Origin of the sequence: Curtobacterium sp. LFS084 (assembly GCF_047977705.1) — a bacterium.
GTDB lineage: Bacteria > Actinomycetota > Actinomycetes > Actinomycetales > Microbacteriaceae > Curtobacterium.
On the sequence record NZ_JBFPFM010000025.1, the window covers coordinates 1 to 20,785 of the forward strand.

Annotated in this window: 21 protein-coding genes; 11 read left to right on the forward strand and 10 right to left on the reverse strand. The window is 71.6% G+C overall.

Going from position 1 to position 20,785, the window contains the following annotated elements; all coding sequences use genetic code 11:
* The first annotated feature begins 145 nt into the window (after nucleotides 1-145).
* Nucleotides 146-775, forward strand: coding sequence for a single-stranded DNA-binding protein (locus tag ACNQOV_RS12870; protein ID WP_416394896.1), 630 nt, complete (start codon nucleotides 146-148; stop codon nucleotides 773-775).
* A gap of 28 nt (nucleotides 776-803) precedes the next feature.
* Here ACNQOV_RS12870 and ACNQOV_RS12875 read toward each other — a convergent pair whose 3' ends face one another.
* A complete protein-coding gene (locus tag ACNQOV_RS12875; protein ID WP_022907447.1) occupies nucleotides 804-1,526 on the reverse strand; it encodes a hypothetical protein in 723 nt (240 codons plus the stop codon).
* Nucleotides 1,527-1,683: 157 nt separating this feature from the next.
* Between ACNQOV_RS12875 and ettA the strand changes: the two genes are divergently transcribed.
* Nucleotides 1,684-3,369, forward strand: coding sequence for an energy-dependent translational throttle protein EttA (gene ettA, locus ACNQOV_RS12880; RefSeq protein WP_416394899.1), 1,686 nt, complete (start codon nucleotides 1,684-1,686; stop codon nucleotides 3,367-3,369).
* Nucleotides 3,370-3,398: 29 nt separating this feature from the next.
* A complete protein-coding gene (locus ACNQOV_RS12885) occupies nucleotides 3,399-3,854 on the forward strand; it encodes an acyl-CoA thioesterase (protein WP_031262723.1) in 456 nt (151 codons plus the stop codon).
* A gap of 113 nt (nucleotides 3,855-3,967) precedes the next feature.
* On the opposite strand, the gene ACNQOV_RS12890 is transcribed toward ACNQOV_RS12885, so the two are convergent.
* Nucleotides 3,968-4,825 (reverse strand): acyl-CoA thioesterase, encoded by an 858-nt coding sequence (locus ACNQOV_RS12890; RefSeq protein ID WP_402264206.1) that lies wholly within the window; start codon nucleotides 4,823-4,825, stop codon nucleotides 3,968-3,970.
* A 57-nt stretch (nucleotides 4,826-4,882) separates the two neighbouring features.
* Between ACNQOV_RS12890 and ACNQOV_RS12895 the strand changes: the two genes are divergently transcribed.
* Both ACNQOV_RS12895 and ACNQOV_RS12900 read left to right on the forward strand, forming a co-directional pair.
* The gene (locus ACNQOV_RS12895; protein ID WP_402264203.1) at nucleotides 4,883-5,584 is read left to right on the forward strand and encodes a hypothetical protein; all 702 of its coding nucleotides are present in this window, start codon (nucleotides 4,883-4,885) and stop codon (nucleotides 5,582-5,584) included.
* 37 nt (nucleotides 5,585-5,621) lie between these two features.
* Nucleotides 5,622-6,464, forward strand: coding sequence for an NAD(P)H-binding protein (locus ACNQOV_RS12900; protein WP_416394902.1), 843 nt, complete (start codon nucleotides 5,622-5,624; stop codon nucleotides 6,462-6,464).
* Nucleotides 6,465-6,466: 2 nt separating this feature from the next.
* Here the strand turns inward: ACNQOV_RS12900 and ACNQOV_RS12905 are convergent, their stop codons facing one another.
* From ACNQOV_RS12905 to pepN, 3 genes are all read right to left on the reverse strand, one after another.
* The gene (locus ACNQOV_RS12905) at nucleotides 6,467-6,907 is read right to left on the reverse strand and encodes a globin (RefSeq protein ID WP_022907453.1); all 441 of its coding nucleotides are present in this window, start codon (nucleotides 6,905-6,907) and stop codon (nucleotides 6,467-6,469) included.
* Entirely contained in the window at nucleotides 6,904-7,977 is a 1,074-nt protein-coding gene (locus ACNQOV_RS12910) for a mechanosensitive ion channel family protein (RefSeq protein ID WP_022907454.1), read from the reverse strand. Before ACNQOV_RS12910 ends, ACNQOV_RS12905 begins: the two co-directional genes overlap by 4 nt.
* Before the next feature lie 77 nt (nucleotides 7,978-8,054).
* Nucleotides 8,055-10,634, reverse strand: coding sequence for an aminopeptidase N (pepN, locus tag ACNQOV_RS12915; protein ID WP_416394905.1), 2,580 nt, complete (start codon nucleotides 10,632-10,634; stop codon nucleotides 8,055-8,057).
* 125 nt (nucleotides 10,635-10,759) lie between these two features.
* Between pepN and ACNQOV_RS12920 the strand changes: the two genes are divergently transcribed.
* A complete protein-coding gene (locus ACNQOV_RS12920) occupies nucleotides 10,760-11,404 on the forward strand; it encodes a DsbA family protein (RefSeq protein ID WP_416394907.1) in 645 nt (214 codons plus the stop codon).
* Nucleotides 11,405-11,440: 36 nt separating this feature from the next.
* Here the strand turns inward: ACNQOV_RS12920 and ACNQOV_RS12925 are convergent, their stop codons facing one another.
* On the reverse strand, nucleotides 11,441-11,968 hold the full coding sequence (locus ACNQOV_RS12925; RefSeq protein WP_416394909.1) for a GNAT family N-acetyltransferase: 528 nt from the start codon (nucleotides 11,966-11,968) through the stop codon (nucleotides 11,441-11,443).
* On the opposite strand from ACNQOV_RS12925, the gene ACNQOV_RS12930 reads away from it, so the two are divergent.
* From ACNQOV_RS12930 to ACNQOV_RS12940, 3 genes are read left to right on the forward strand one after another with little or no spacing between them, the layout of a single operon-like run.
* Nucleotides 11,967-12,596 (forward strand): helix-turn-helix domain-containing protein, encoded by a 630-nt coding sequence (locus tag ACNQOV_RS12930; RefSeq protein ID WP_416394911.1) that lies wholly within the window; start codon nucleotides 11,967-11,969, stop codon nucleotides 12,594-12,596. The genes ACNQOV_RS12925 and ACNQOV_RS12930 overlap by 2 nt on opposite strands.
* A 22-nt stretch (nucleotides 12,597-12,618) precedes the next feature.
* A complete protein-coding gene (locus ACNQOV_RS12935) occupies nucleotides 12,619-13,116 on the forward strand; it encodes a ribose-5-phosphate isomerase (protein ID WP_022907460.1) in 498 nt (165 codons plus the stop codon).
* Nucleotides 13,117-13,125: 9 nt separating this feature from the next.
* Nucleotides 13,126-14,055: an Fpg/Nei family DNA glycosylase gene (locus ACNQOV_RS12940; protein WP_402264186.1), complete on the forward strand. Its 930-nt coding sequence runs from the start codon at nucleotides 13,126-13,128 to the stop codon at nucleotides 14,053-14,055.
* A gap of 6 nt (nucleotides 14,056-14,061) precedes the next feature.
* Here ACNQOV_RS12940 and ACNQOV_RS12945 read toward each other — a convergent pair whose 3' ends face one another.
* Both ACNQOV_RS12945 and ACNQOV_RS12950 read right to left on the reverse strand, forming a co-directional pair.
* On the reverse strand, nucleotides 14,062-15,537 hold the full coding sequence (locus ACNQOV_RS12945) for an amidohydrolase (protein ID WP_416394913.1): 1,476 nt from the start codon (nucleotides 15,535-15,537) through the stop codon (nucleotides 14,062-14,064).
* Complete coding sequence (locus tag ACNQOV_RS12950; RefSeq protein ID WP_416394915.1) at nucleotides 15,534-16,187, reverse strand: FMN-binding negative transcriptional regulator; 654 nt, start codon at nucleotides 16,185-16,187, stop codon at nucleotides 15,534-15,536. The genes ACNQOV_RS12945 and ACNQOV_RS12950 overlap by 4 nt, the downstream gene beginning before the upstream one ends.
* 34 nt (nucleotides 16,188-16,221) lie before the next feature.
* Between ACNQOV_RS12950 and ACNQOV_RS12955 the strand changes: the two genes are divergently transcribed.
* Nucleotides 16,222-17,625, forward strand: a complete 1,404-nt coding sequence (locus ACNQOV_RS12955) for a serine hydrolase domain-containing protein (protein WP_416394917.1) — start codon at nucleotides 16,222-16,224, stop codon at nucleotides 17,623-17,625.
* Nucleotides 17,626-17,699: 74 nt separating this feature from the next.
* Here ACNQOV_RS12955 and ACNQOV_RS12960 read toward each other — a convergent pair whose 3' ends face one another.
* Nucleotides 17,700-18,527, reverse strand: coding sequence for a helix-turn-helix domain-containing protein (locus ACNQOV_RS12960; RefSeq protein WP_416394918.1), 828 nt, complete (start codon nucleotides 18,525-18,527; stop codon nucleotides 17,700-17,702).
* A gap of 66 nt (nucleotides 18,528-18,593) precedes the next feature.
* A complete protein-coding gene (locus ACNQOV_RS12965) occupies nucleotides 18,594-19,172 on the reverse strand; it encodes a hypothetical protein (protein WP_402264161.1) in 579 nt (192 codons plus the stop codon).
* A 96-nt stretch (nucleotides 19,173-19,268) separates the two neighbouring features.
* On the opposite strand from ACNQOV_RS12965, the gene ACNQOV_RS12970 reads away from it, so the two are divergent.
* Nucleotides 19,269-20,780 carry a sensor histidine kinase gene (locus ACNQOV_RS12970; protein ID WP_416394921.1) on the forward strand — a complete coding sequence of 504 codons (1,512 nt, stop codon included), beginning with the start codon at nucleotides 19,269-19,271 and terminating at the stop codon, nucleotides 20,778-20,780.
* Nucleotides 20,781-20,785 lie beyond the last annotated feature (5 nt).

Consider the following 20,785-nt stretch of genomic DNA (forward strand, 5'->3'; position numbering starts at 1 on the left):
GGTCGGGGTGGGCGGCCCGCGGTGCGGGGGGGTGGGGGTGGGGGGGGGGGTCCCCGCCCCCCCCCCCCCCACCCCCCCGCTCCCCCCAAACACTGTGGGGGGGGGGGGGGGGGGGGCCCCCCCGGGGCTCGATGACGATCGACCCATGAACGACACCATCACCGTCTGCGGGATCATCGCCACCGAGCCGCGTCACCTCGTGACCGACACCGGCATCGCCATCACGAGCATGCGCCTCGCCTCGCCCTCCCGACGCTGGGACCGGACGACCTCCACCTGGAGCAACGGCGCCACGAACTGGTACACCGTCACCGCCTTCCGGTCGCTCGCGGCCAACGTGCACCGCTCCCTGAAGAAGGGGGACCGTATCGTCGTCACCGGCCGCATCCGCATCCGCACGTGGGAGCGCGACGGCCGGGGCGGGACGTCCGTCGAGATCGACGCCGAGGCGCTCGGGCACGACCTCGCGTGGGGCATCAGCAACTGGGTCCGCGTCCCGCGCCACGCGGGGGAGTCCACAGTGGCTCCGGGCAGCACCCCCGCGATCGTCTCCGTCGTGGACCCGGTCACGGGTGAGGTCGGCGCCGTCCCCACCGACGACGGCCCCGGGCCGGACCACCGGGTCGGACCGGACCACCAGGGCGAACCGGACGCCGTCGAGGAGCTCCCGGACGGCGCCGAGGCGGCCCGCCACACGGCGGCGATCCTCGACCACCCGTTCGACGCGGTCGGCGACGACCCGACGGTGGACGGCGACGAGCGTGCCGCGGCCTGAACCGGCACCCGCCGCCGTCCGGGCGGGGCTACCGCCAGTTCTGCGCGATCATCGCGATGCCGGCGACCTCGGTCGTGTCCCAGTTGCCGCCACGCGGGAGACCCGAGACACGGCCGTCGATCGAGAAGCTCGCGCCCTGGACCTTCGGGCTGTTCGTCTGCTTCGCCTTGAGGCCGTGGAACGTGAAGCTCGTGTCCCACTTGCCGGCGAGCCCGGTGCGGCCCGACGAGTCGCCGACCTTGATCGAGATGTCGTTGACCTGCGAGTGCACTACGTCCCCGTTGACGCGGGCGTTCGCCTCGGCGTTGAAGAACAGCCGTCCGTCGAGGTTCAGGGCGATCGTGCCGACCGTGCGGTTGTTGAGGATGACCGACGCGACGTCGTTCTTGTACCAGCGCAGCCCGACCGAGGTCTTGCTGTGCGACGCGCCGCCCATGTAGCCGTACGTGAACTTGCCGTTCTGCACGCGCTCCCAGATGAACCGCGGCTGCCCCTTGCTCACGGTCGACGCGGTGTCCGACTGGATCCCCACGGCGAAGGCGTTGTTGTGGGCGTCGTGGACGTTGATGTAGGACGAGTACCCGGTGCCGGACCCGTTCTCCACGAGGTGCGCCGTGTACTGCACGTAGGGGCTGCCGTGCGGGACGGGCGACGCCGCCGAGGCAGCGCTCGCCGGCGCCAGGAGCGCGACGGTGAGCGCGGTGGCACCCGCGATGGGGAGCGCGAGGCGGCGCAGACGCTTGGTGAACATGACCTGATCCTCTCCGGTGGTCGGACGACCCTGCTCCCGGTGCGGAGCGGGGAAACCGTACGTCGAAGTCGGCGAGCGCAACAGCCCCCGTGCGGGATACGGCGAACCGACGGCACGGCAGACGCGGGACCCGCACTGTCAGTACACTTGGCGCGATATGGCTGAGTACATCTACCAGATGGTCCGCGCCCGCAAGGCGGTCGGCGACAAGCTGATCCTCGACGACGTCACGATGTCGTTCCTCCCCGGCGCCAAGATCGGCGTCGTCGGGCCGAACGGTGCGGGCAAGTCGACGATCCTGAAGATCATGGCGGGTCTCGACCAGCCGTCCAACGGCGAGGCGAAGCTCACACCGGGCTTCACCGTCGGCATCCTCATGCAGGAGCCGGAGCTCGACGAGTCCAAGACGGTGCTCGAGAACGTGCAGGAGGGCGTCGGCGAGATCCACGCCAAGATCACGCGCTTCAACGAGATCTCCGCGCTGATGGCCGAGCCGGACGCCGACTTCGACGCACTGCTCGCCGAGATGGGCACGCTGCAGGAGGAGATCGACGCGGCGGACGCGTGGGACCTCGACTCGCAGCTCGAGCAGGCGATGGCCGCGCTCCAGTGCCCCCCGGGGGACGAACTGGTCACGCACCTCTCCGGTGGTGAGAAGCGTCGTGTGGCGCTCTGCAAGCTCCTGCTCCAGAAGCCTGACCTGCTCCTCCTCGACGAGCCCACCAACCACCTCGACGCCGAGTCCGTGCTCTGGCTCGAGCAGCACCTGCAGCAGTACCACGGTGCCGTCCTGGCCGTGACCCACGACCGGTACTTCCTCGACCACGTCGCGCAGTGGATCGCCGAGGTCGACCGCGGTCGTCTGTACCCGTACGAGGGCAACTACTCGACCTACCTCGAGAAGAAGCGTGCTCGCCTCGAGGTCCAGGGCAAGAAGGACGCCAAGCTCGCGAAGCGGCTGTCGTCGGAGCTCGACTGGGTCCGCAGCAACACGAAGGGACGCCAGGCGAAGTCCAAGGCGCGTCTCGCCCGCTACGAGGAGATGGTCACCGAGGCCGAGCGCACGCGCAAGCTCGACTTCGAGGAGATCGTCATCCCCGTCGGACCCCGCCTGGGTTCGCAGGTCATCGACGCCGAGAAGCTCCACAAGCAGTTCGGCGAGCGCGTCATCATCGACGACCTGTCCTTCACGCTGCCCCGCAACGGCATCGTCGGCGTGATCGGCCCGAACGGCGTCGGCAAGACCACGCTCTTCAAGACGATCGTCGGCCTCGAGCCGCTCGACGGCGGCACGCTGAAGATCGGTGAGACGGTCGACATCTCGTACGTCGACCAGAGCCGTGGCGGCATCGACCCGAACAAGAACCTGTGGGAGGTCGTGTCCGACGGACTCGACTACATCCAGGTGGGCAAGACCGAGATCCCGTCGCGGGCCTACGTCTCGCAGTTCGGCTTCAAGGGGCCGGACCAGCAGAAGCGTGCCGGCATCCTGTCCGGTGGTGAGCGCAACCGTCTGAACCTGGCGCTGACGCTCAAGCAGGGCGGCAACCTGCTGCTCCTGGACGAGCCGACGAACGACCTGGACGTCGAGACCCTCGGCAGCCTCGAGAACGCCCTGCTCGAGTACCCCGGTTGTGCCGTGGTCATCACCCACGACCGGTGGTTCCTCGACCGGATCGCGACGCACATCCTCGCGTGGGAGGGCCTGAACGAGGACGGCACCCCCAACTGGTACTGGTTCGAGGGCAACTTCGAGGCGTACGAGGAGAACAAGATCGAGCGTCTCGGCGCCGATGCGGCGAAGCCCGGCCGGGCGACGTACCGCAAGCTCACCCGCGACTGACCGTGGTGCGGTTGCACGCTCCGGTCCGCATGCGGTGGAGCGACATCGACGCGTACGGGCACGTCAACAACTCCGCGATGCTGCGTCTCCTGGAAGAGGCGCGCATCGTGGGGTTCTGGGGTCCCGACCCCGAGGAACGTGCGCCGGACGGGTCCGTCCCCGAGCCGATCATCGACGGCCGTCCCGGGTCCGGCACGATGACCGTCATCGCGGCACAGCGCCTCGAGTACCTCGCGTCGATCCCGTACCTGCGGCAGCCGCTCGACATCCAGATGTGGATCGGGCGGCTCGGCGGGGCGAGCATCGACGTGTCCTACGAGGTCTGGTCACCGGTCGGACAGGAGCCCGCGGTGCTGTACACCCGGGCGACCACGGCGCTCGTGATGGTCGACGCGGTCAGCAACCGTCCGCGCCGGTTGACCGAGGCCGAGCGAGCGGCGTGCGCCGACTACGTCGAAGCCCCGGTGGCGTTCTCCCGCCCGTAGCACGGACCGGATCCGGCCCCCAACGACGGATCGAGCGCCGCTGAGGACGGATCGAGCGCCGCTGAGGACGGCTCGAGCGCCGCTGTGGGACGGATCACGCACCGATGTGTGCATCAGCGGGGGACGCGCATCATCCCCTCCTGCGCGACCGATGCGAGGAGCCGTCCGTCCGGCGAGAACATCCGGCCGAACGCGAGTCCCCGACCGCCCTGTGCGCTCGGGGACTCCTGCGTGTAGAGCACCCACTCGTCGGCACGGGCGTCGCGGTGCCACCACATCGCGTGGTCGAGACTCGCGCTCTTCACGCCCGGCGTTCCCCAGGCGACCCCGTGCCGGCGCATGATCGGCTCGAGGATGGACAGGTCGCTCGCGTAGGCGAGGACGGCACGGTGGAGCGCAGGGTCGGCGGGGAGGTCGCCCTCCACCCGGAACCACACCGCCTGGTGCGCGACGTGCTCGCCCTGCACGTCGACGAACACCGGACCCTCGACGTGCCGCAGGTCGATCGAGCGTTCCGCCCAGGCCCGGGCGACCGGGTGGTCGATGGCGGACAGGATCGAGGAGGCCGAGGGCAGCGACTCGGGCTCCGGCACGTCGACGGGGAACGGGTCCTGGTGCTCCACGCCGGCGTCCGGGCGTTGGAACGACGCGATCATCGAGAAGATCGGCACGCCGCGCTGGTACGCCTGCACCCGGCGCGCAGCGAACGACCGGCCGTCGTGGATGCGCTCGACGCCGAAGGTGATCGGCACGTCGATGTCACCGGGGCGCAGGAAGTAGCCGTGCATCGAGTGGATGTCGCGGTCCTCGATGGTGGCCTGCGCGGCGACGATGCACTGCGCGAGCACCTGCCCACCGAAGACTCGGCCCCCTGGCGACCAGTGGCTCGCACCGGTGAGGATCGTCTCGCCCGTGCTCGCGCCCGTGTCCTCGAGTCGGAGGGTACGCAGGAAGTCCGGTTCGCCGTTCACACCGTGCAGTCTACGAACGCCGCGCCGCCGGGTCCTGCCGGTAGGCTTCGGGGTGACATGGGCACCTCGTTCACGCTTCCCGACGCAGCCTCCCTCGGGGACCTGCGCACCTACCTCGGACGGGCCGCCCGCATCGAGGACGGCTCGGTCCGCCTCATCGCGGACTCCGGCGTCCTCGCGGTCTACACCGCGATCCTCTACCCGCTCGGCCTGCTCGACGAGCTGCCGACCGTGCTCGGGCTCCGGACGTTCTCGCTCGCGCAGCCGGCGACGATCGACGCGGTCGTCCCGCTCGCCTCGCTGCAGGAACGTCTGCGGCTGCTCGCCGACGCGCAGGACGCCGAACACGCCGACGGCGCCGACCCCACGCGGGCGACCCCGATCGAGGTGGAGCTGCCGCTCGAGGTCCACACGGTCACCTGGGCGGCGATCTCCCCGCCCCGGGGCGGGTGGGTCCCGCTGCCCGACGTCTCGCCGGAGCTCCTGCGCCGTGCCGCCCGGGACGGCATCGCCGAGGTCGCCGACGCCGTCCCGACGAACGCGGGCGACGCGATCGTCCGCAAGGTCCGCTCCGAGGTGTGGGGGCGTCCGGTCGCGGGCATCGAGCACGTCCCGGCCGGTGCCGGCTTCGCGGGGGAGAGCCTCGGGTTCCTCGGGCACGACCCCGTCCGGCTGTTCGAGACCGGACCCTGGAGCCGCCTGACCACGTCGCGCGGGCACGTGCTCGTCAAGCGTCGCGCCTGGACCCTCACCTCGTAGGCAGCCCGCTCCCGACGGCGGGTGGTTGGCTGGCGCCATGCACGTCTTCCTCACCGGCGCGTCCGGCTACATCGGTTCCTCGGTCCTCCGCGCACTCGTCGCCCACGGGCACGAGGTCACCGCCCTCGTCCGCACCGACGAGAAGGCGCAGGCCGTCCGCGACGCCGGCGGCAATGCCCTCGTCGGTGACGTCACCGACACCGACGTCGTCCGGAGCCTCGCCCACGAGGCGGACGCCGTGGTGCACACCGCCTCGGCCGAGCGCATCGACCCGGACTTCATCCGGACGGTGCTCGCAGCGCTCGACGGCACCCGGAAGCCGTTCGTGCACACCGGCGGGATCTTCACGTTCGGGAACTCCACCGACATCTCCGAGCAGTCACCGGTGTCGCCGCCCGCGCTCACCGCGTGGCGGGTGCCGAACGAGGCCACGGTGCGGGCCAGTGCGGTCCGCACGACGATCATCGCCCCTGGCATCGTGTACGGCCGCGGAGCCGGCATCCCCGCGATGTTCGTCGGCGACGGCGATCACGAGGTCCGGCTCGTCGGCGACGGTTCCCAGCGGTGGACGACGGTGCACGTCGACGACCTCGGCGAGCTCTACGTCCTCGCGCTCCACCGCGGCGAGCAGGACGGCTACGTCGTCGCGGCCACCGGCGACAACCCGACGGTCCGCGAGATCGCGGAGGCGGGCGCACACGGCTCGCCGGTCGTCGCCGAGAGCGTCGACGCCAGCCGCGAGCGCCTCGGCGCCGACTCCGCCGATGCGCTGCTGCTCCACCAGGAGGCCTCCGGCGCACACGCGCGCACCGTGTTCGGGTGGAACCCGACCCGGCCCACCCTCGTGCAGGACCTCGCCGACGGCTCGGGCGTCCGCTGACGTCAGTCGAAGGTGTTCGTCATCGCGTGCGCCGCGCGGTCGAGGTACGCCCACAGCTCGGCCTCGTCGAGGGGTGCGAGGCCGAGCGACTCGACCGCGTCGCGCATGTGGTGGAGCCATCGCTCACGCGCCTCCGGCGTGATCCGGAACGGCTGGTGGCGCATCCGCAGCCGGGGGTGACCGCGTTCGGCGCTGTACGTGCCGGGGCCGCCCCAGTACTGCTGCAGGAACGTCGAGAGGCGCCAGATCGCGCCCTCGAGGTCGTCGGCCGGGTACATCGGCCAGATGACGTCGTCCTGTTGCACGCCCTCGTAGAAGCGGCGGACGAGGCGGTCGAAGGCGGGTGCGCCGCCGATGCGCTCGTAGAGCGAACCCGTGGCCGAGGCGCCGTGCTGGCCGACCCGCAGCGTGATCGGCTGGGCGGGCGGGGTGGGGTCGGTCATCGGGGGTCCTTCCCGGAGTCGGGGTCGTCGGTCCGGATCGGCTGACCGAGGAGGTTCCGGCTGCGCCGCGGCTTCGTCGGTGCCGGTGTGGGCTGGGTGCGTACGGTGCGGAGGCCGTTGATCGAGGTGGCGTTCTCCCACCCGGCGGGCATGATCATCGCCATGGCGGGCAGGGTCACGCCGAGCTCGTCGACGGCGTGCTTCAGGCGGACCCGGAGCTCGCGGCCGACGACGTCGAGCTCGGACGCCCGGGTCTTCACGACGAGGCGGAACACCATGCCGGCGTCGGTGATCGACTGCATGCCCCAGATCTCCGGCTTCTCGACGATGCGCTGGCGCCACCGGGGCTCCTGCGACATCGTGACCGCCGCCTTGAGGAGGGCGTCCTGCACGGCGTCGATGTCGGTGTCGTACGGGACGGTGATGTCGACGAGCACCCGCGACCAGCCCTGCGAGAGGTTCCCGACGCGCAGGATCTGCCCGTTCGGCACGAACCAGAGGATCCCGTTCACGTCACGGATCTGCATGACCCGCAGCCCGACGTTCTCGACGACGCCGGTCGCCTGGCCCGTGTCGACGACGTCGCCGACGCCCGCCTGGTCCTCGAGGATCATGAAGATGCCGGAGAGCAGGTCGCGCACGATGCTCTGCGCGCCGACCGCGAGCCCGGCCGCGACGAGCGAGGCGCCACCGACGATGCCGACCGCGGCGTTCGGGATGACCAGCGGGATGATCACCACGAGCGCGAGCACGACGACGATCACCGTCGCGAGGTTCTCGAGCACGCTGCCAAGCGTGCGCGTGCGCTGGACGACCCGGGCGGTCTGGATCGGTGAGGCGATGAGTGCCTGGGTGTCCGTCGCGCCCTGGCGCTTCTTCACACCGGTCACGACGCGGTCGACGATCCCCTTGATGGAGTGCCGGAGGATCAGCCGCAGGACGAGAGCGGCGAGGATCGTGATGACGATCGTGATCGGGATGTGCCACGTGTCGACGAACTCGCCGAACGACTGCGAGACGGCCTCTGCCGCGCCGGACGGGGTCGGGGAGGGAACTGCAACCAAGGTCATGATCCGGTCGATGCTAGAGGGCGGGGCCCTGGCATCCCCTGGGGAACGCCAGGACCCCGCCGATCCTCATCCGCTGCTCAGGCGTCCGCTGCCTGGACCCGCAGGGCGCGCTCGGTCCCGGCGACGCTCTCGGACACGATGCGACGGAGCGCCGGCGTCTCGGGGTGCGCCTCGAGCCACGCGACCGCCGCGTCCCGGAGCTCGGCCGACGCGAGCGGCGCCGGGTAGAGCCCCGAGACGATGGTGTCGGCCATGTGGTAGCTGCGCTCGGCCCAGATGCGCGTGAGCACGTCGAAGTACTTCGGGACGAGCCCCTCGAGCACGACCGGGCTGTTCACGTGCTGGAACCCGACCGTGGTCTGGCGCACGATCGCGTTCGGCAGCTCGGCCGAGTCCACGAGCGACGAGAACGCCGCGAGCTTGCCCTCGGCCGTCGGGATGGTCGCACGGGCACGCGCGGCGGCCTGTTCGCCCGACGCGGTCTTGTCGGCCGCGAGCTCGGCGTCGATCTCGGCACCGGAGGCGGCACCGGCGAGCACGAGACCCTCGAGCAGCTCCCAGCGCAGGTCGGTGTCGATCTCGAGACCGCTCAGCGTGACCGAGCCGTCGCGCAGCCCGGCGAGCGTCGCCACGTGCTCGGGCGTCGACGCGATCTGCGCGAAGAACTTCACGAACTGGAACTGCGCGTCCGAACCGGCCTCGGCGCTCGAGGCGAGGTTCCAGAGCGTGTCGCCCACGGTGCGGACCGTGGCGTCCACCTTCGCCGGCGCGACGTAGTTGCGCGTCGTCAGGAGGAGCTGCGACAGCGTCGTGCGGATGGTCGTCGACTCGGTCTCGGTGGCGATGTTGCCGAGGACCAGGCGGACGTAGTCGCTCGCGGGGGACTCGGCGTCGCGCGTAGCGTCCCACATCGCCCCCCAGACGATGGAGCGGGCGAGCGGGTTCGCGATCGAGGCGAGGTGCTCGATGGCGGTCCGGCGCGAGTGCTCGTCGAGGCGGATCTTCGCGTAGGCGAGGTCGTCGTCGTTGAGCAGGACGAGGTCGCCGCGCTGCACGCCGACGAGCTCGGGCACCTCGGTGCGGGCGCCGTCGACGTCGATCTCGACGCGGTGCGTGCGCTCGAGCTTGCCGCCGGAGGACGCCGTGTCGGCGCCGAACGGGGCGTCGGTGTGCTCGGTGAAGGCGTACACGCCGATGGCGAGGCGGTGCGGGCGGAGCGTCGGGTGGTCGGCCGGCGCTTCCTGCAGGACGGCGAACGACGTGATCGCGCCGGACTCGTCGACCTCGATCTCGGGGCGGAGCGTGTTCACGCCGGCGGTCTCGAGCCACAGCTTCGACCACTCGGACAGCTCGCGGCCGCTGGTGGCCTCGAGCTCGACGAGCAGGTCGCGCAGCTCGGTGTTGCCGTGGTGGTGCTTCTTGAAGTACGCCGAGACGCCCGCGAAGAACGCGTCGATGCCGACCCACGCCACGAGCTGCTTCAGGACGGAGCCGCCCTTGGCGTACGTGATGCCGTCGAAGTTGACCTGGACGTCCTCGAGGTCGTTGATCGTCGCGACGATCGGGTGCGTCGAGGGGAGCTGGTCCTGGCGGTAGGCCCAGGACTTCTCCATCGCCTGGAACGTCGTCCACGCCTCGGTCCACTCGGTGGCCTCGGCCGTGGCGATCGTGGAGGCCCACTCGGCGAACGACTCGTTCAGCCAGAGGTCGTTCCACCATTTCATGGTGACCAGGTCGCCGAACCACATGTGCGCGAGCTCGTGCAGGATCGTGACGACCCGGCGCTCCTTGATGGCGTCGGTCACCTTCGAGCGGAAGACGTAGGTCTCGGTGAACGTGACCGCGCCCGCGTTCTCCATCGCGCCGGCGTTGAACTCCGGGACGAAGAGCTGGTCGTACTTCTCGAACGGGTACGGGACGTCGAACTTCTCCTCGTAGTAGGCGAAGCCCTTCTTCGTCGTCTCGAAGACGTACTCGGGGTCGAGGTACTCGGCGAGCGACTTCCGCGCGAAGACGCCGAGCGGGATGGTGCGGCCGTCGCTGCTCGTCAGTTCGTCGCGGACGACCTCGTACGGGCCGGCGATGAGCGCCGTGATGTAGCTCGAGATGGTCGCGGTGGGCGGGAAGGCCCACGTGGCGATGTCACCGTCGACGTGCGGCTCGGGCGTGGGGGAGTTCGACACGACCTGCCACCGGGACGGCGCCGTCACGGTGAAGGTGAACTCGGCCTTGAGGTCGGGCTGCTCGAACACGGCGAACATGCGCCGCGAGTCCGGCACCTCGAACTGGGAGTACAGGTAGACCTCGTCGTCGACGGGGTCGACGAAGCGGTGCAGGCCCTCGCCCGTGTTCGTGTACAGCGCGTCGCTGACGACCACGAGCTCGTTCTGCTCCTGCAGGTCGTCGAGCTGGATGCGGACGCCGTCGTTCACCGCGGCGACGTCGAGCGCGGTGCCGTTCAGGGTGACGGAGTGCACGGTCTTCGTGATCGCGTCGATGAACGTGGACGCACCGGCGGTCGCGGTGAAGCGGACGCGGGTGGTGCTGCCGAAGGTCTCGGCGCCGCGGGTCAGGTCGAGCTCGACGTCGTACGTCTGCACGTCGACGATCGCGGCACGTTCCTGGGCTTCGATTCGGGTGAGGTTCTCTCCGGGCACGGACGCTCCATCTTCGCGGTTGCACACGGACGGTCCTTGTCCGTGTGGAGGGGAGTCCCGGCACGGCGTCGTGCACCGGCGGGACGGTCGCCTCCAGCCTAGCGAGCGCGCGTACGCTCGCATCCGTGACCGACACGACTGTGGACAAGACGACCGCCGACCGCACCGCTGTGGAGTTCTGGTTCGACCCGAACTGCCCCTGGGCCTGGATGACGAGCCGCTGGGTCGGCGAGGTCGCCCGGCACCGCGACCTCGACGTGACCTGGAACGTGATGAGCCTGTTCGTCCTCAACGAGCACCAGGACGTCCCGGACACCTACCGCGAGCGCCTCACCGCGGGGCAGGTCTACCCCCGCATCGTGACCGCGGCACGGCTCCGCCTCGGCCAGGAGGTCGTCAAGCCGCTCTACGACGCGCTCGGCGAGCACATCCACCACCGCCAGGAACAGGACCCGGAGCAGGTCGTGCCGGCGGTGCTCGCGGAACTCGGGCTCGACGCCGACCTGCTCGAGGACGCCTGGACGGACGAGGTCGACCAGGCCGTCCGCGCCAGCCACCAGGACGGCATCGACCGGGTCGGTCAGGACGTCGGGACGCCCGTCATCGCCGTCGAGGGCACCGCCTTCTTCGGACCGGTCATCTCTCCGGCACCCACGGGCCAGGAGGCGCTCGACCTGTGGGACGGCGTCGTCGCCGTGGCGAAGTACCCCGGCTTCTTCGAGCTCAAGCGCTCGCGCACGGTCGGCCCGATCTTCGACACCACCGACTGACGGGAGGCGCGGCTCGCCACCGCCTCGTCCGTTCCGTCAGGCGAGGGGCAGGCGCATGAGCGTCAGGTCCAGCCAGCGGTCGAACTTGCGTCCGACCTCGGGCAGCACGCCGACGGTCTCGAACCCGAGCCGTTCGTGCAACGCGATCGACCCCGTGTTCGACGAGCAGATGCCCGCCATCATGACGTGGTGGCCGTCGGCTCGTGCACGGTCCACCAGAGCGCCCATGAGCACCGTCGCGACACCCCGCCCGCGGAACGCCTCGACCACGTAGACGCTGTGCTCGACCGTGTGCCGGTAGCCCGCGTGCGGCCGGAACCCGCTGTAGCTCGCGTAGCCGGCGACGACACCGTCCTCCTCGGCGACGAGCACGGGGAGCCCGGCACCACGGCGCTCGGCGAGCCAGCCGTCGAAGTACGATCGCGGGTGCGGCTCGTCCTGCCAGATCGCGGTGGAGTGCAGCACAGCCTCGACATGCAGGGCGTGCACGACGTCGAGGTCGCGCGGCTCGCACTCCCGGACGGTGACCGGACCCGAACCGTTCGTCGCATATGCTGTCGTCATGTCTCACATCGTAGACGCTCCGGAGTCGGAACCCGGAACCGCGGACGACGCCGACCAGCGACGACTCGGCGAGCGCCTGCAGCGGCTCCGCACCGAACGGAAGTGGAGCCTCACCGAGCTCGCCGAGGAGTCCGGTGTCTCCCGCGCGATGATCAACCGCGTCGAGCGCGGGGTCTCCAGCCCCACCGCGACGATCCTCGGGCGGCTCTCCGGCGCCTTCGGCCTGACGATCTCGCAGCTCCTCGACGAGGCCCTCGAGCACGAGGTGCCCAGGGCGACCGATCCCGACGACGCACGCGGCATCCAACGCGGCGCGACCGCCGAGTCCTGGACCGATCCCGACACCGGGTACCGCCGCCGTCCGGTCTCGAGTGCGGCCTTCCCCGCGGACGTGACCGAGGTGCGCCTCCCGGCCGGCCGCGAAGTGGCCTACCCGGCGTCCGCCTACGCGTTCCTGCGCCACTGCATCTGGGTGGTCGACGGCGTGCTCGAACTCGTCGTCGGCGGTGAGCCGACGCGGCTCGCGGCGGGGGACCGCATCGAGCTCGGCGAGCCCGCCGACGTCGTGTACCGGAACCCGGGCGAGGAGCCCACCCGGTACGTCGTCGTCGTGGTCCGGGGGCAGTAGGCGCAGGAATAGGATCGATGCCATGCGCATCCACCTCGGAACGGACCACGCCGGCCTCGAGTTCAACAAGACCCTCGCCACCCACCTGACCGAGGCCGGGCACGACGTGGTGGACCACGGTCCGACCGAGTACGACGCGCTCGACGACTACCCCTCGTTCTGCATCAACGCCGCGCACGCCGTGGTCGAGGACCAGCGCGCCGGCGTCCAGGCGCTCGGCGTGGTGTTCGGCGGCTCCGGCAACGGCGAGCAGATCGCCGCGAACAAGGTCGAGGGCGTCCGTGCCGCGCTCGTGTGGAACGAGTCGACCGCCCTCCTCGCGCGCCAGCACAACGACGCGAACGTCATCTCGATCGGCGCTCGCCAGCACACCGAGGACGAGGCGATCCGCTTCGTCGACCTGTTCATCGCCGAGCCGTTCTCCGGCGAGGAGCGCCACGCCCGTCGCATCGCGCAGCTCGCGGAGTACGAGACGACGGGGCACATCGCCGGCAAGCAGATCGACGGCTCGGCCGAGTAGACAGGTCCCATGCCCGAGGGTCACTCCGTCCACCGCATCGCCAACCAGTTCTCCCGGCACTTCGTCGGCAAACGCTGCGAGGTGTCCAGTCCGCAGGGTCGGTTCGCCGCCGGCGCCGCCCAGCTCGACGGCACGCGCATGGTCGCCGCCCGGGCGGTCGGCAAGCAGATGTTCCTCGAGTTCGAGGGCGACCGGTTCCTGCGCGTGCACCTCGGCCTCTACGGCGCGTGGGACTTCGCGGGCGTGATCTCGTCGGCCGAGGCGCTGTCCGAGGACGGCGACGGCGAGGAGTCGTTGTCGTCGATCGGCGCGCCCCGGCTCGCCCGCTACCGGATGGCCGAGCAGGAGAAGGCGGAGGACCCGATCGAGGCCTTCCCGCCGGACCCGGTCGGACAGGTGCGCGTCCGGATCCTCACCGAGGACACCGTCGCGGACCTGCGCGGCCCGACGGCGTGCGTCGTCGAGGACCCCGCCGGCGTGCAGAAGGCCCTCGACAAGCTCGGTCCCGACCCGATCAACGACGACGGGCCCGAGGCCGAGAAGACCTTCGTCGAGAACGTCCGGAAGCGGAACGTCGCGATCGGGCAGCTGCTCATGGACCAGGCCGTCGTGAGCGGCATCGGCAACATCTACCGCGCCGAGCTGCTGTTCCGGCAGCGCATCGACCCGTACAAGCCCGGCAAGAAGATCACGGTGAAGCAGGCCAAGGCGCTCTGGCACGACTGGTCGAAGCTCCTGCACGACGGCGTCCGCGACGGCCTCATGCTCACGATGGACGGCCTGTCGAAGAGCGACCACGCGAAGGCCGTCCGGTCGCGGAAGGACCGGCACTGGGTCTACCACCGCGAGGGGCAGCCGTGCCGGGTCTGCGGCACCGAGATCCGGGTGGCCGACATGGCCGGCCGGAAGCTCTACTGGTGCCCGAAGGACCAGAAGTAGCGCCGGTCAGACCTCGCGGTGGGTGAACCGCCCGGCGATCGCGGTCCCGAGGACCCGCGCCCGTCGGAGCGGTCCCGACCCGGTCGCATCGAGCGGGTCCGCCTCGAGCAGGACGAGGTCCGCGACGTCGCCGACGGCGACGCCGACCCGACCGCCCTCGGTGGACCCGCGCCAGGCGGTCAACACGGCGAGCCGTTCAGCCGGGTGCCACGGTTCACGGCCGTCCCGGTCGCGTCCGACGGCCGCGGCCATCGACACCCACGGGTCGAGCGGCGCCACCGGCGCGTCCGAGCCGAGCAGCAGCCGGGCTCCGGCACGGTCGAGGGAGGCGAACGGGAACGCCCGGTCGGTCATCCCGGCCCAGTACCGGTCGGCGACGTCGCGGTCGTCCATCGCGTGCTCCGGCTGCACGGACGCGGCCACCCCGAGTCGGGCGAACCGTTCGACGTCGGTGTCGGCGAGCAGCTGGGCGTGTTCGATGGTGCCGCGGGCGCCGACGGTCTCGAAGACGTCGAGGGCCAGCGTGTTCGCCCGGTCGCCGATCGCGTGGACGGCGGGCACGAGTCCGGCGTCGACGGCCCGGCGGACCATCTCGACGAGGTCCTCGAACGCGTACGCCAGCACGCCCCCGCCCGACGTCATCGCCGCGGTCCGCGTGCCGAGCGACCCGTCGGTGATGACCTTGAACGGCCCCATCCGCACCAGTCCCCGAGTGCCCGGGACGACGTCACCGGTCCGGAGTCCGCGCGCGACGGCGGCGTCGAGGTCGTTCGGGTAGACCCCCGAGTCGACGCGGAGGCCGTCGGTGCCGGCCTGCACGCGCCGGGTCCAGCGGTCCAGTCCGAACACCATCTCGAGGTCCCGCACCCGCGTCACCCCGCGGGCGGCGGCCGCGTCGACCGCGTCGGCGACGAAGCCGTCGAGCACCTCGTCCGGCACCCGCGAGAGCGCGCCGGTCACGTCGAACGCGTCCTGCTCGCGCAGCACGCCGTCGTCGCCGGTGGAGAGCGGGCGTCCGAGGACGCCGGAGAAGTGCTCCAGCGCCGCGGCGTTGCACCAGACCGCGTGCAGGTCGCCGCTGATGACGACGACCGGGAGGCGCGGGTCGACCCGGTCGAGCAGCTCGCGTCGCGCGGGGCGGGGCCACATCCCGTCGCGGTAGCCGTGGCCGATCAGGACACGGTCCGCCACACCGGTGCGGGCCACCGCGTGGAGGAGGTCCGCCGTCGCCTCGGCGGAGTCCGCGGTGGACACGTCGACGCGGCGGCGGACGAGGGCCCACTGGTCGAAGTGCACGTGGTGGTCGACGAGCCCGGGGCCGAGCCACGCGCCGGCGGCCTCGACGACGTCGGTGTCGGCGTCGGTGGCCTCGAGCGTGCCGGCCGGCGTGACGGCGGTGACCCGACCGTCGACGATGCGGACGTCGGACGGGGCGCCGGACGTGCCCACCCGTCGGACGGTGCGGAGCAGGACCTCGCTCACCGCGCCTCCTGGGTCGCCGCGCGTGCCGCGTGTGCCCGGGCCATCTCGTCGGCGAGCGCCGGCGAGGCGTAGGGACCGTCCGAACGGAGGCCCTCGACGATCCGGTCCACGACCTCGGGCGCCTTGTTCTGCGACAGCTTCGCGCGGGCGTCGAACCGGGTGACCCGGATGCGGATCCCGACGGTGCCCTTCGCCATCCGGCGTGCCGTCTCCTCGTCGACCTCGAGCGACACGGGCTCCGGCATCACCCGCTCGAAGTGGTCGACGAGCTCGCCGAGGACGCGGAAGTTCTCGTCGTCGGACAGGATCTCCGGCGTGCCCCAGCAGTGCGCGGTCACGTGGTTCCAGGTCGGCACGAACTGCTCCGGCGGGTACCAGGCGGGGGAGACGTAGCCGTGCGGACCCTGGAACACCACGAGCACCTCGTGTCGTCCGAGTTCGTGGGCCACCTCGTCCGGGCGTCCGACGTGCGACACGAGCACGAGGCCGTCGGGGTCGTCGCCCGGTGCCGGCGTCTCGAGGAGGAACGGGTAGTGCGACGCGACCAGACCGGCGTCGGTGTGGGAGACGATCGTCGCCCACGGGTGCTCCCCGATGAGGCGCCGCACCTCGTCGACGTCGGTCATCAGGAAGTGCGGGGTGTGTCGCATGCACGCCAGCGTGGCACATGCGAGGGTGGACGGCATGTCGAACCGCGCCGCGTACGAGACCGTCCTGCCCTACGTCCGCGAGTGGGTCGCGTACAAGGTGTGGCAGTTGCGCGTCCCCGGGGTGCAGGTCGCCATCGCGTACGACGGTGCGGTCCTGTTCGACGAGGCCTGGGGGTACGCCGACGTCGAAGCGGGACGCCGCCTCACCACGACCGACCTCTTCCGCATCGCCTCGCACTCGAAGACGTTCACCGCGACCGCGCTGCTGCAGCTCGCCGAGCGGGGCTCGCTCCGGCTCGACGACACGGTCGGCACCTACGTCCCCGCGCTCGTGGACGGCGGCTCGCCGCTCGCCGACGCGACCCTCCGCGAGCTCATGGAGATGGGCGCCGGGGTCATCCGGGACGGCCACGACGGGGACTACTGGTCGCAGCGACGTCCATTCCCGGACGAACAGGAGCTCCTCGCGCTCGTCCTCGACCGGGGGCAGAAGGTCCCCGCAGGGTCGTCGTTCAACTACTCGAACCTCGGGTACTCGCTGCTCGGGCTCGTCATCGCCGCGGTGTCCGGGAAGTCCTACGGCGACTTCGTCCGCGAGTCGATCACCGAGCCGTTGGGGCTGCGGAACACCGGTCCCGACTGGGATCCGACCCGCGCGGACGACTTCGTGGTCGGCTACTCCGGGTTCCACACCGCGCGGACCCGGCACCGCCTCGACCACGTCGACACGCGAGCGATGGCGGCGGCGACGGGGTTCCACGGCACGGCGTCCGACCTCGTCCGGTACTTCTCGCAGCACGTCATCGGCCGCGGCACCCTGCTCCGCGACCACTCGAAGCGACTCGCGCAGCGCAAGGCCTGGAGCGCCACGGAGGACCCGGCGGCCCGCGGGTACGGCGCCGGGTTCATCGTCGACCGGATCGGTGGCCGCGAGGTCCGCGGCCACTCCGGCGGCTTCCCCGGGCACATCACGCAGTCGCTGTTCGACCCCGCGTCCGGGCTCGTCGTGTCCGTGCTGACGAGCGCGGCGGCCGGCCCAGCGACCCTCATCGCCACGGCGATCGTGCAACTCCTCGACGCAGCGGCCGACGCCGGTGCCCCGGGCACGCCGGTGCCGGCCGACGTCGACACGAGCACGTTCACCGGTCGCTTCGCGAACCCCTGGGGCGTGAGCGACATCGCCCGGATCGGGGACCGGCTCGTCGAGGTCGACCCGTCGAGCCCCGAGCCGCTCGTCACCCCGACGCGGCTCGAGGTCGTCGACGCGGACACCCTCCGGATGACCCACGGCAACCGCTTCGGATCGATCGACGAGGACATCACCTACCAGCGCGACGCCGACGGCTCCGTGCGTTCGATCCGGGCCGGTGGCGGCATGAGCTCGGAACCGTGGGCGATCCCCTCGGAGTCGCCCGAGGTGGCCGCGGGCCTGGTCTGAGCGGGGAACCGCGCAGGCTTTCCGGCGCGTGACCGTTCCGGTTCGCGGATCCCGGCAATCGCGAACCAGGACGGTCACAGCGCGGGCGGAACACGGACGTCGGGCGCGCGGACACGCCGGAGCGAGCGTCGCATCGAGCCCGTGGTGCTGAACCCGGCGTCCGCAGCGACGACGGCTGGGTCCGCGTCGGCGGCGGCGAGTGCCGCGCGGACCGGCAGCGACCGGAACCACCGCCACAGCTCGTCGGGCGAGCAGCCGGTGGTCGCGCGGAACCGGCGCCGCACGGTGCTCGCGGACAGACCGGTGCCGCGTCGCAGGTCGTCGATCGGCACGGGGCCGGCGCTGTCGAGGAGTCGGTCGATGCAGCGGGTGAGGCTGGCGTCGCGGAGGAACGCGGGCGGGTTGTCCTCGACCACGCTCATCACGACGACCCGGGCGAGCGCATCACGGTGCGCCGCGTGCCACCTGCCGGCCACCAGCGACCGGAGGTGCGCCAGTGCGAGGACGACGTCCGTGCACGGAGCATCGAGCGGCTCGGTGCGGAGGTACGGCGCCAGCCCGAGCGCCTCGTCCACGAACGGACCGAACGTCGCGGTGCCCCAGTGCACACCGGTCGGAGCGGGCCAGTCGTCGCAGGCCGAGGGCGGTGCGGAGCGGTCGGGACCGGTGCCGATCGTCACCGCCGCCCCGGGTGCGACGAGCGCCGCGGTCCCCGGAGCCACCACGCCGACGTCGTCGTCACGGCGGATCCACACCTCGGTGCGGGCGGACGAGGCGACCCAGACGTGGCTGTCGGTCGCCCCCAGGTCCAGCGTCCACCGGTCGTCGTCGGCGAGGACCTCGTCGCCGTACCGGACGTCGAGGCCGACGGCGTCGACGAGTGCTCGGAGTGCATCGGTCACGCAGCGACCGTGCCACGGGGCGCCCAGGCGGCACCGGGCCCGCGGAGGATCTGTGGAGCGTGCGGGTCAGCGGACCTCGGCGGAGGACCAGAGCGCACCGGCACCTCGCCCGACGACGCGGAGGAGGGGCACCGCGACGAGGACGGCCGCGGCGAGGAACGCGACCGCCTGCAGCAGGCCCGGGATCGCGTACACCACGACGAGCACCTCCTGCGCGGTCGACGGCGGTGGCACCGTCTGCGTCAGGAGGGACGCGACGAACCACAGCGCCGCCGCGATCGTCACGATCCAGCCGACCGTGCGCTGCGGCCCGCGCAGGCCGCGGACGGTCAGCACGCCGAACGCAACGAGCGCCGCCGGCGGGACCCAGTACAGGGCGGTGGCCAGCGCGCCGGGGAGGAACCAGGCCAGGGCGAACGCGAGCACGGCGACGCCGAAGGCCCCGGCTCGCCGGTCCCGTGCGCGGAGCGCGGCCACGAGCACGACGACCCCGCACACGCCGGCGACCACCGACGCGCCGAGCCGCACCACCGGCCACCACGGCACCTGCAGCACCGCCGTGTCACCGAGCCCGAGCACCCCGTACACGAGTGCCCCGACCACCGCGGTCGCCGAGACGATCCGTACCCCGTTGTCGTTCCCCATGGCCGTCACGGTACTCCCGGGCGGGGGATAACCCCACCCCGGGTCCGGGAGGGGGCAGGATGGGGGATCGGCCCGGTGATCGCGAGGCTGGGTGTCATGACCGACACCGCCCGCCTCGACCAGGCCGAGACCGTCCCACTGCACGACTCCGTCCCGCCGGGAGCCACCGAACCGATGCCCGCCCAGCCGAACCCCACGCCGTCGAGCTGGTCGTCGACGCCGCCGCCGAGCGGGCAGGGCGCCGCGGTCCCGCCGCCGACCGTGACGACGTCCGGCGGATCGGGATCGGGCACGGGTATGACAGCCGGCGCGTTCTACCGCGAGGCGTGGAAGCGGCTGCCGCGCGACTTCGGGTACATGGCGCTCACGGCGGTGCTGCTCTGCACGCTCTACGCCGCGTTCCCGGCGGCGATCTTCGGCGGGGGCTTCCGTGACCTCTTCAACCCGTTCGTCCTGCTGATGTTCTTCATCGCGCTGTTCGTGGCGCGGTGGCTCGGCCAGTTCGAGAAGCTCCGCATCGGATGGGCCGACAGCCGTCCGATCCGGCCGGTCGACTGGACGCCGAGGTGGCAGCAGAACTGGTGGACCCGCACGGGTTCGGCCGTCGCCAACCCGCACTACTGGCTGTACCTGCTGCACGCGGCGGTCGTGTACCCGATCGCGGCGCTCTGCACCGTGGGCGCGGGGGCGCTGCTGCTCGCCGGCTTCGTGTGGCCGATCGGCCTCGCCGGATTCGCGTTCGTGAACGGCGTGAGCGCGCAGTACTTCGGGTGGGAAACGGCCTCCGTCGTCGGCTTCGGGTTCCTCGGGCTCCTGTCGATGGCCGCCTCGGTCGTGCTGTTCCCGCTGTGGGCCCGCGGTTCGGTCATCGCCCACTTCTGGATCGACTTCGGGCTGCTCGGCGGGTTCCGTGCCGAGCAGCTGGAGCGTCGCGTGGCCGGGCTCCAGGCGTCGCGTGCCGGCGCCGTCACGGCCGAGGGCCAGGCGCTCCGGCAGATCGAGCGCGACCTGCACGACGGCCCGCAACAGCGCCTCGTCCGGCTGCGCATGGACCTGTCCGCCGCCGAGCGCGCCTTCGACAAGGACCCGGTGAAGGCGAAGCAGCTCATCGGCGAGGCGTCGGAGCACGCCCAGGACGCCCTCGACGAACTCCGCGCCCTGTCCCGCGGGTTCGCGCCGCCCATCCTGCTCGACCGCGGCCTCGTCGCCGCGCTCGAGGCCCTCGTCGCCCGCACCCCGATCCCGGTCGGACTCGACGTCCGCCTGCCCGACGGGCTCGAACTCGCGACCGAGATCCAGCGCAACGTCTACTTCACGGTGAGCGAGCTGCTGACGAACACCACCAAGCACGCCGGGGCCGCAGCCGCGGGCGTGTACCTCGGACTCGTGGTCGACGCCTCCGGCCTCTGGTACCTCACGGTCAGCGTCACCGACGACGGCCGCGGTGGCGCCCGCCCGCAGGAAGGGCACGGCATCGAGGGGCTGATGGGCCGCATGCGTGCGCTCGACGGCGAACTGACGGTGTCCAGCCCCGAGGGCGGTCCGACCGAGGCGACGGCGCGGATCCCGCTCGGATCGCTGAACGGCGTGCCGACGGCGCGCGCCTGACACCA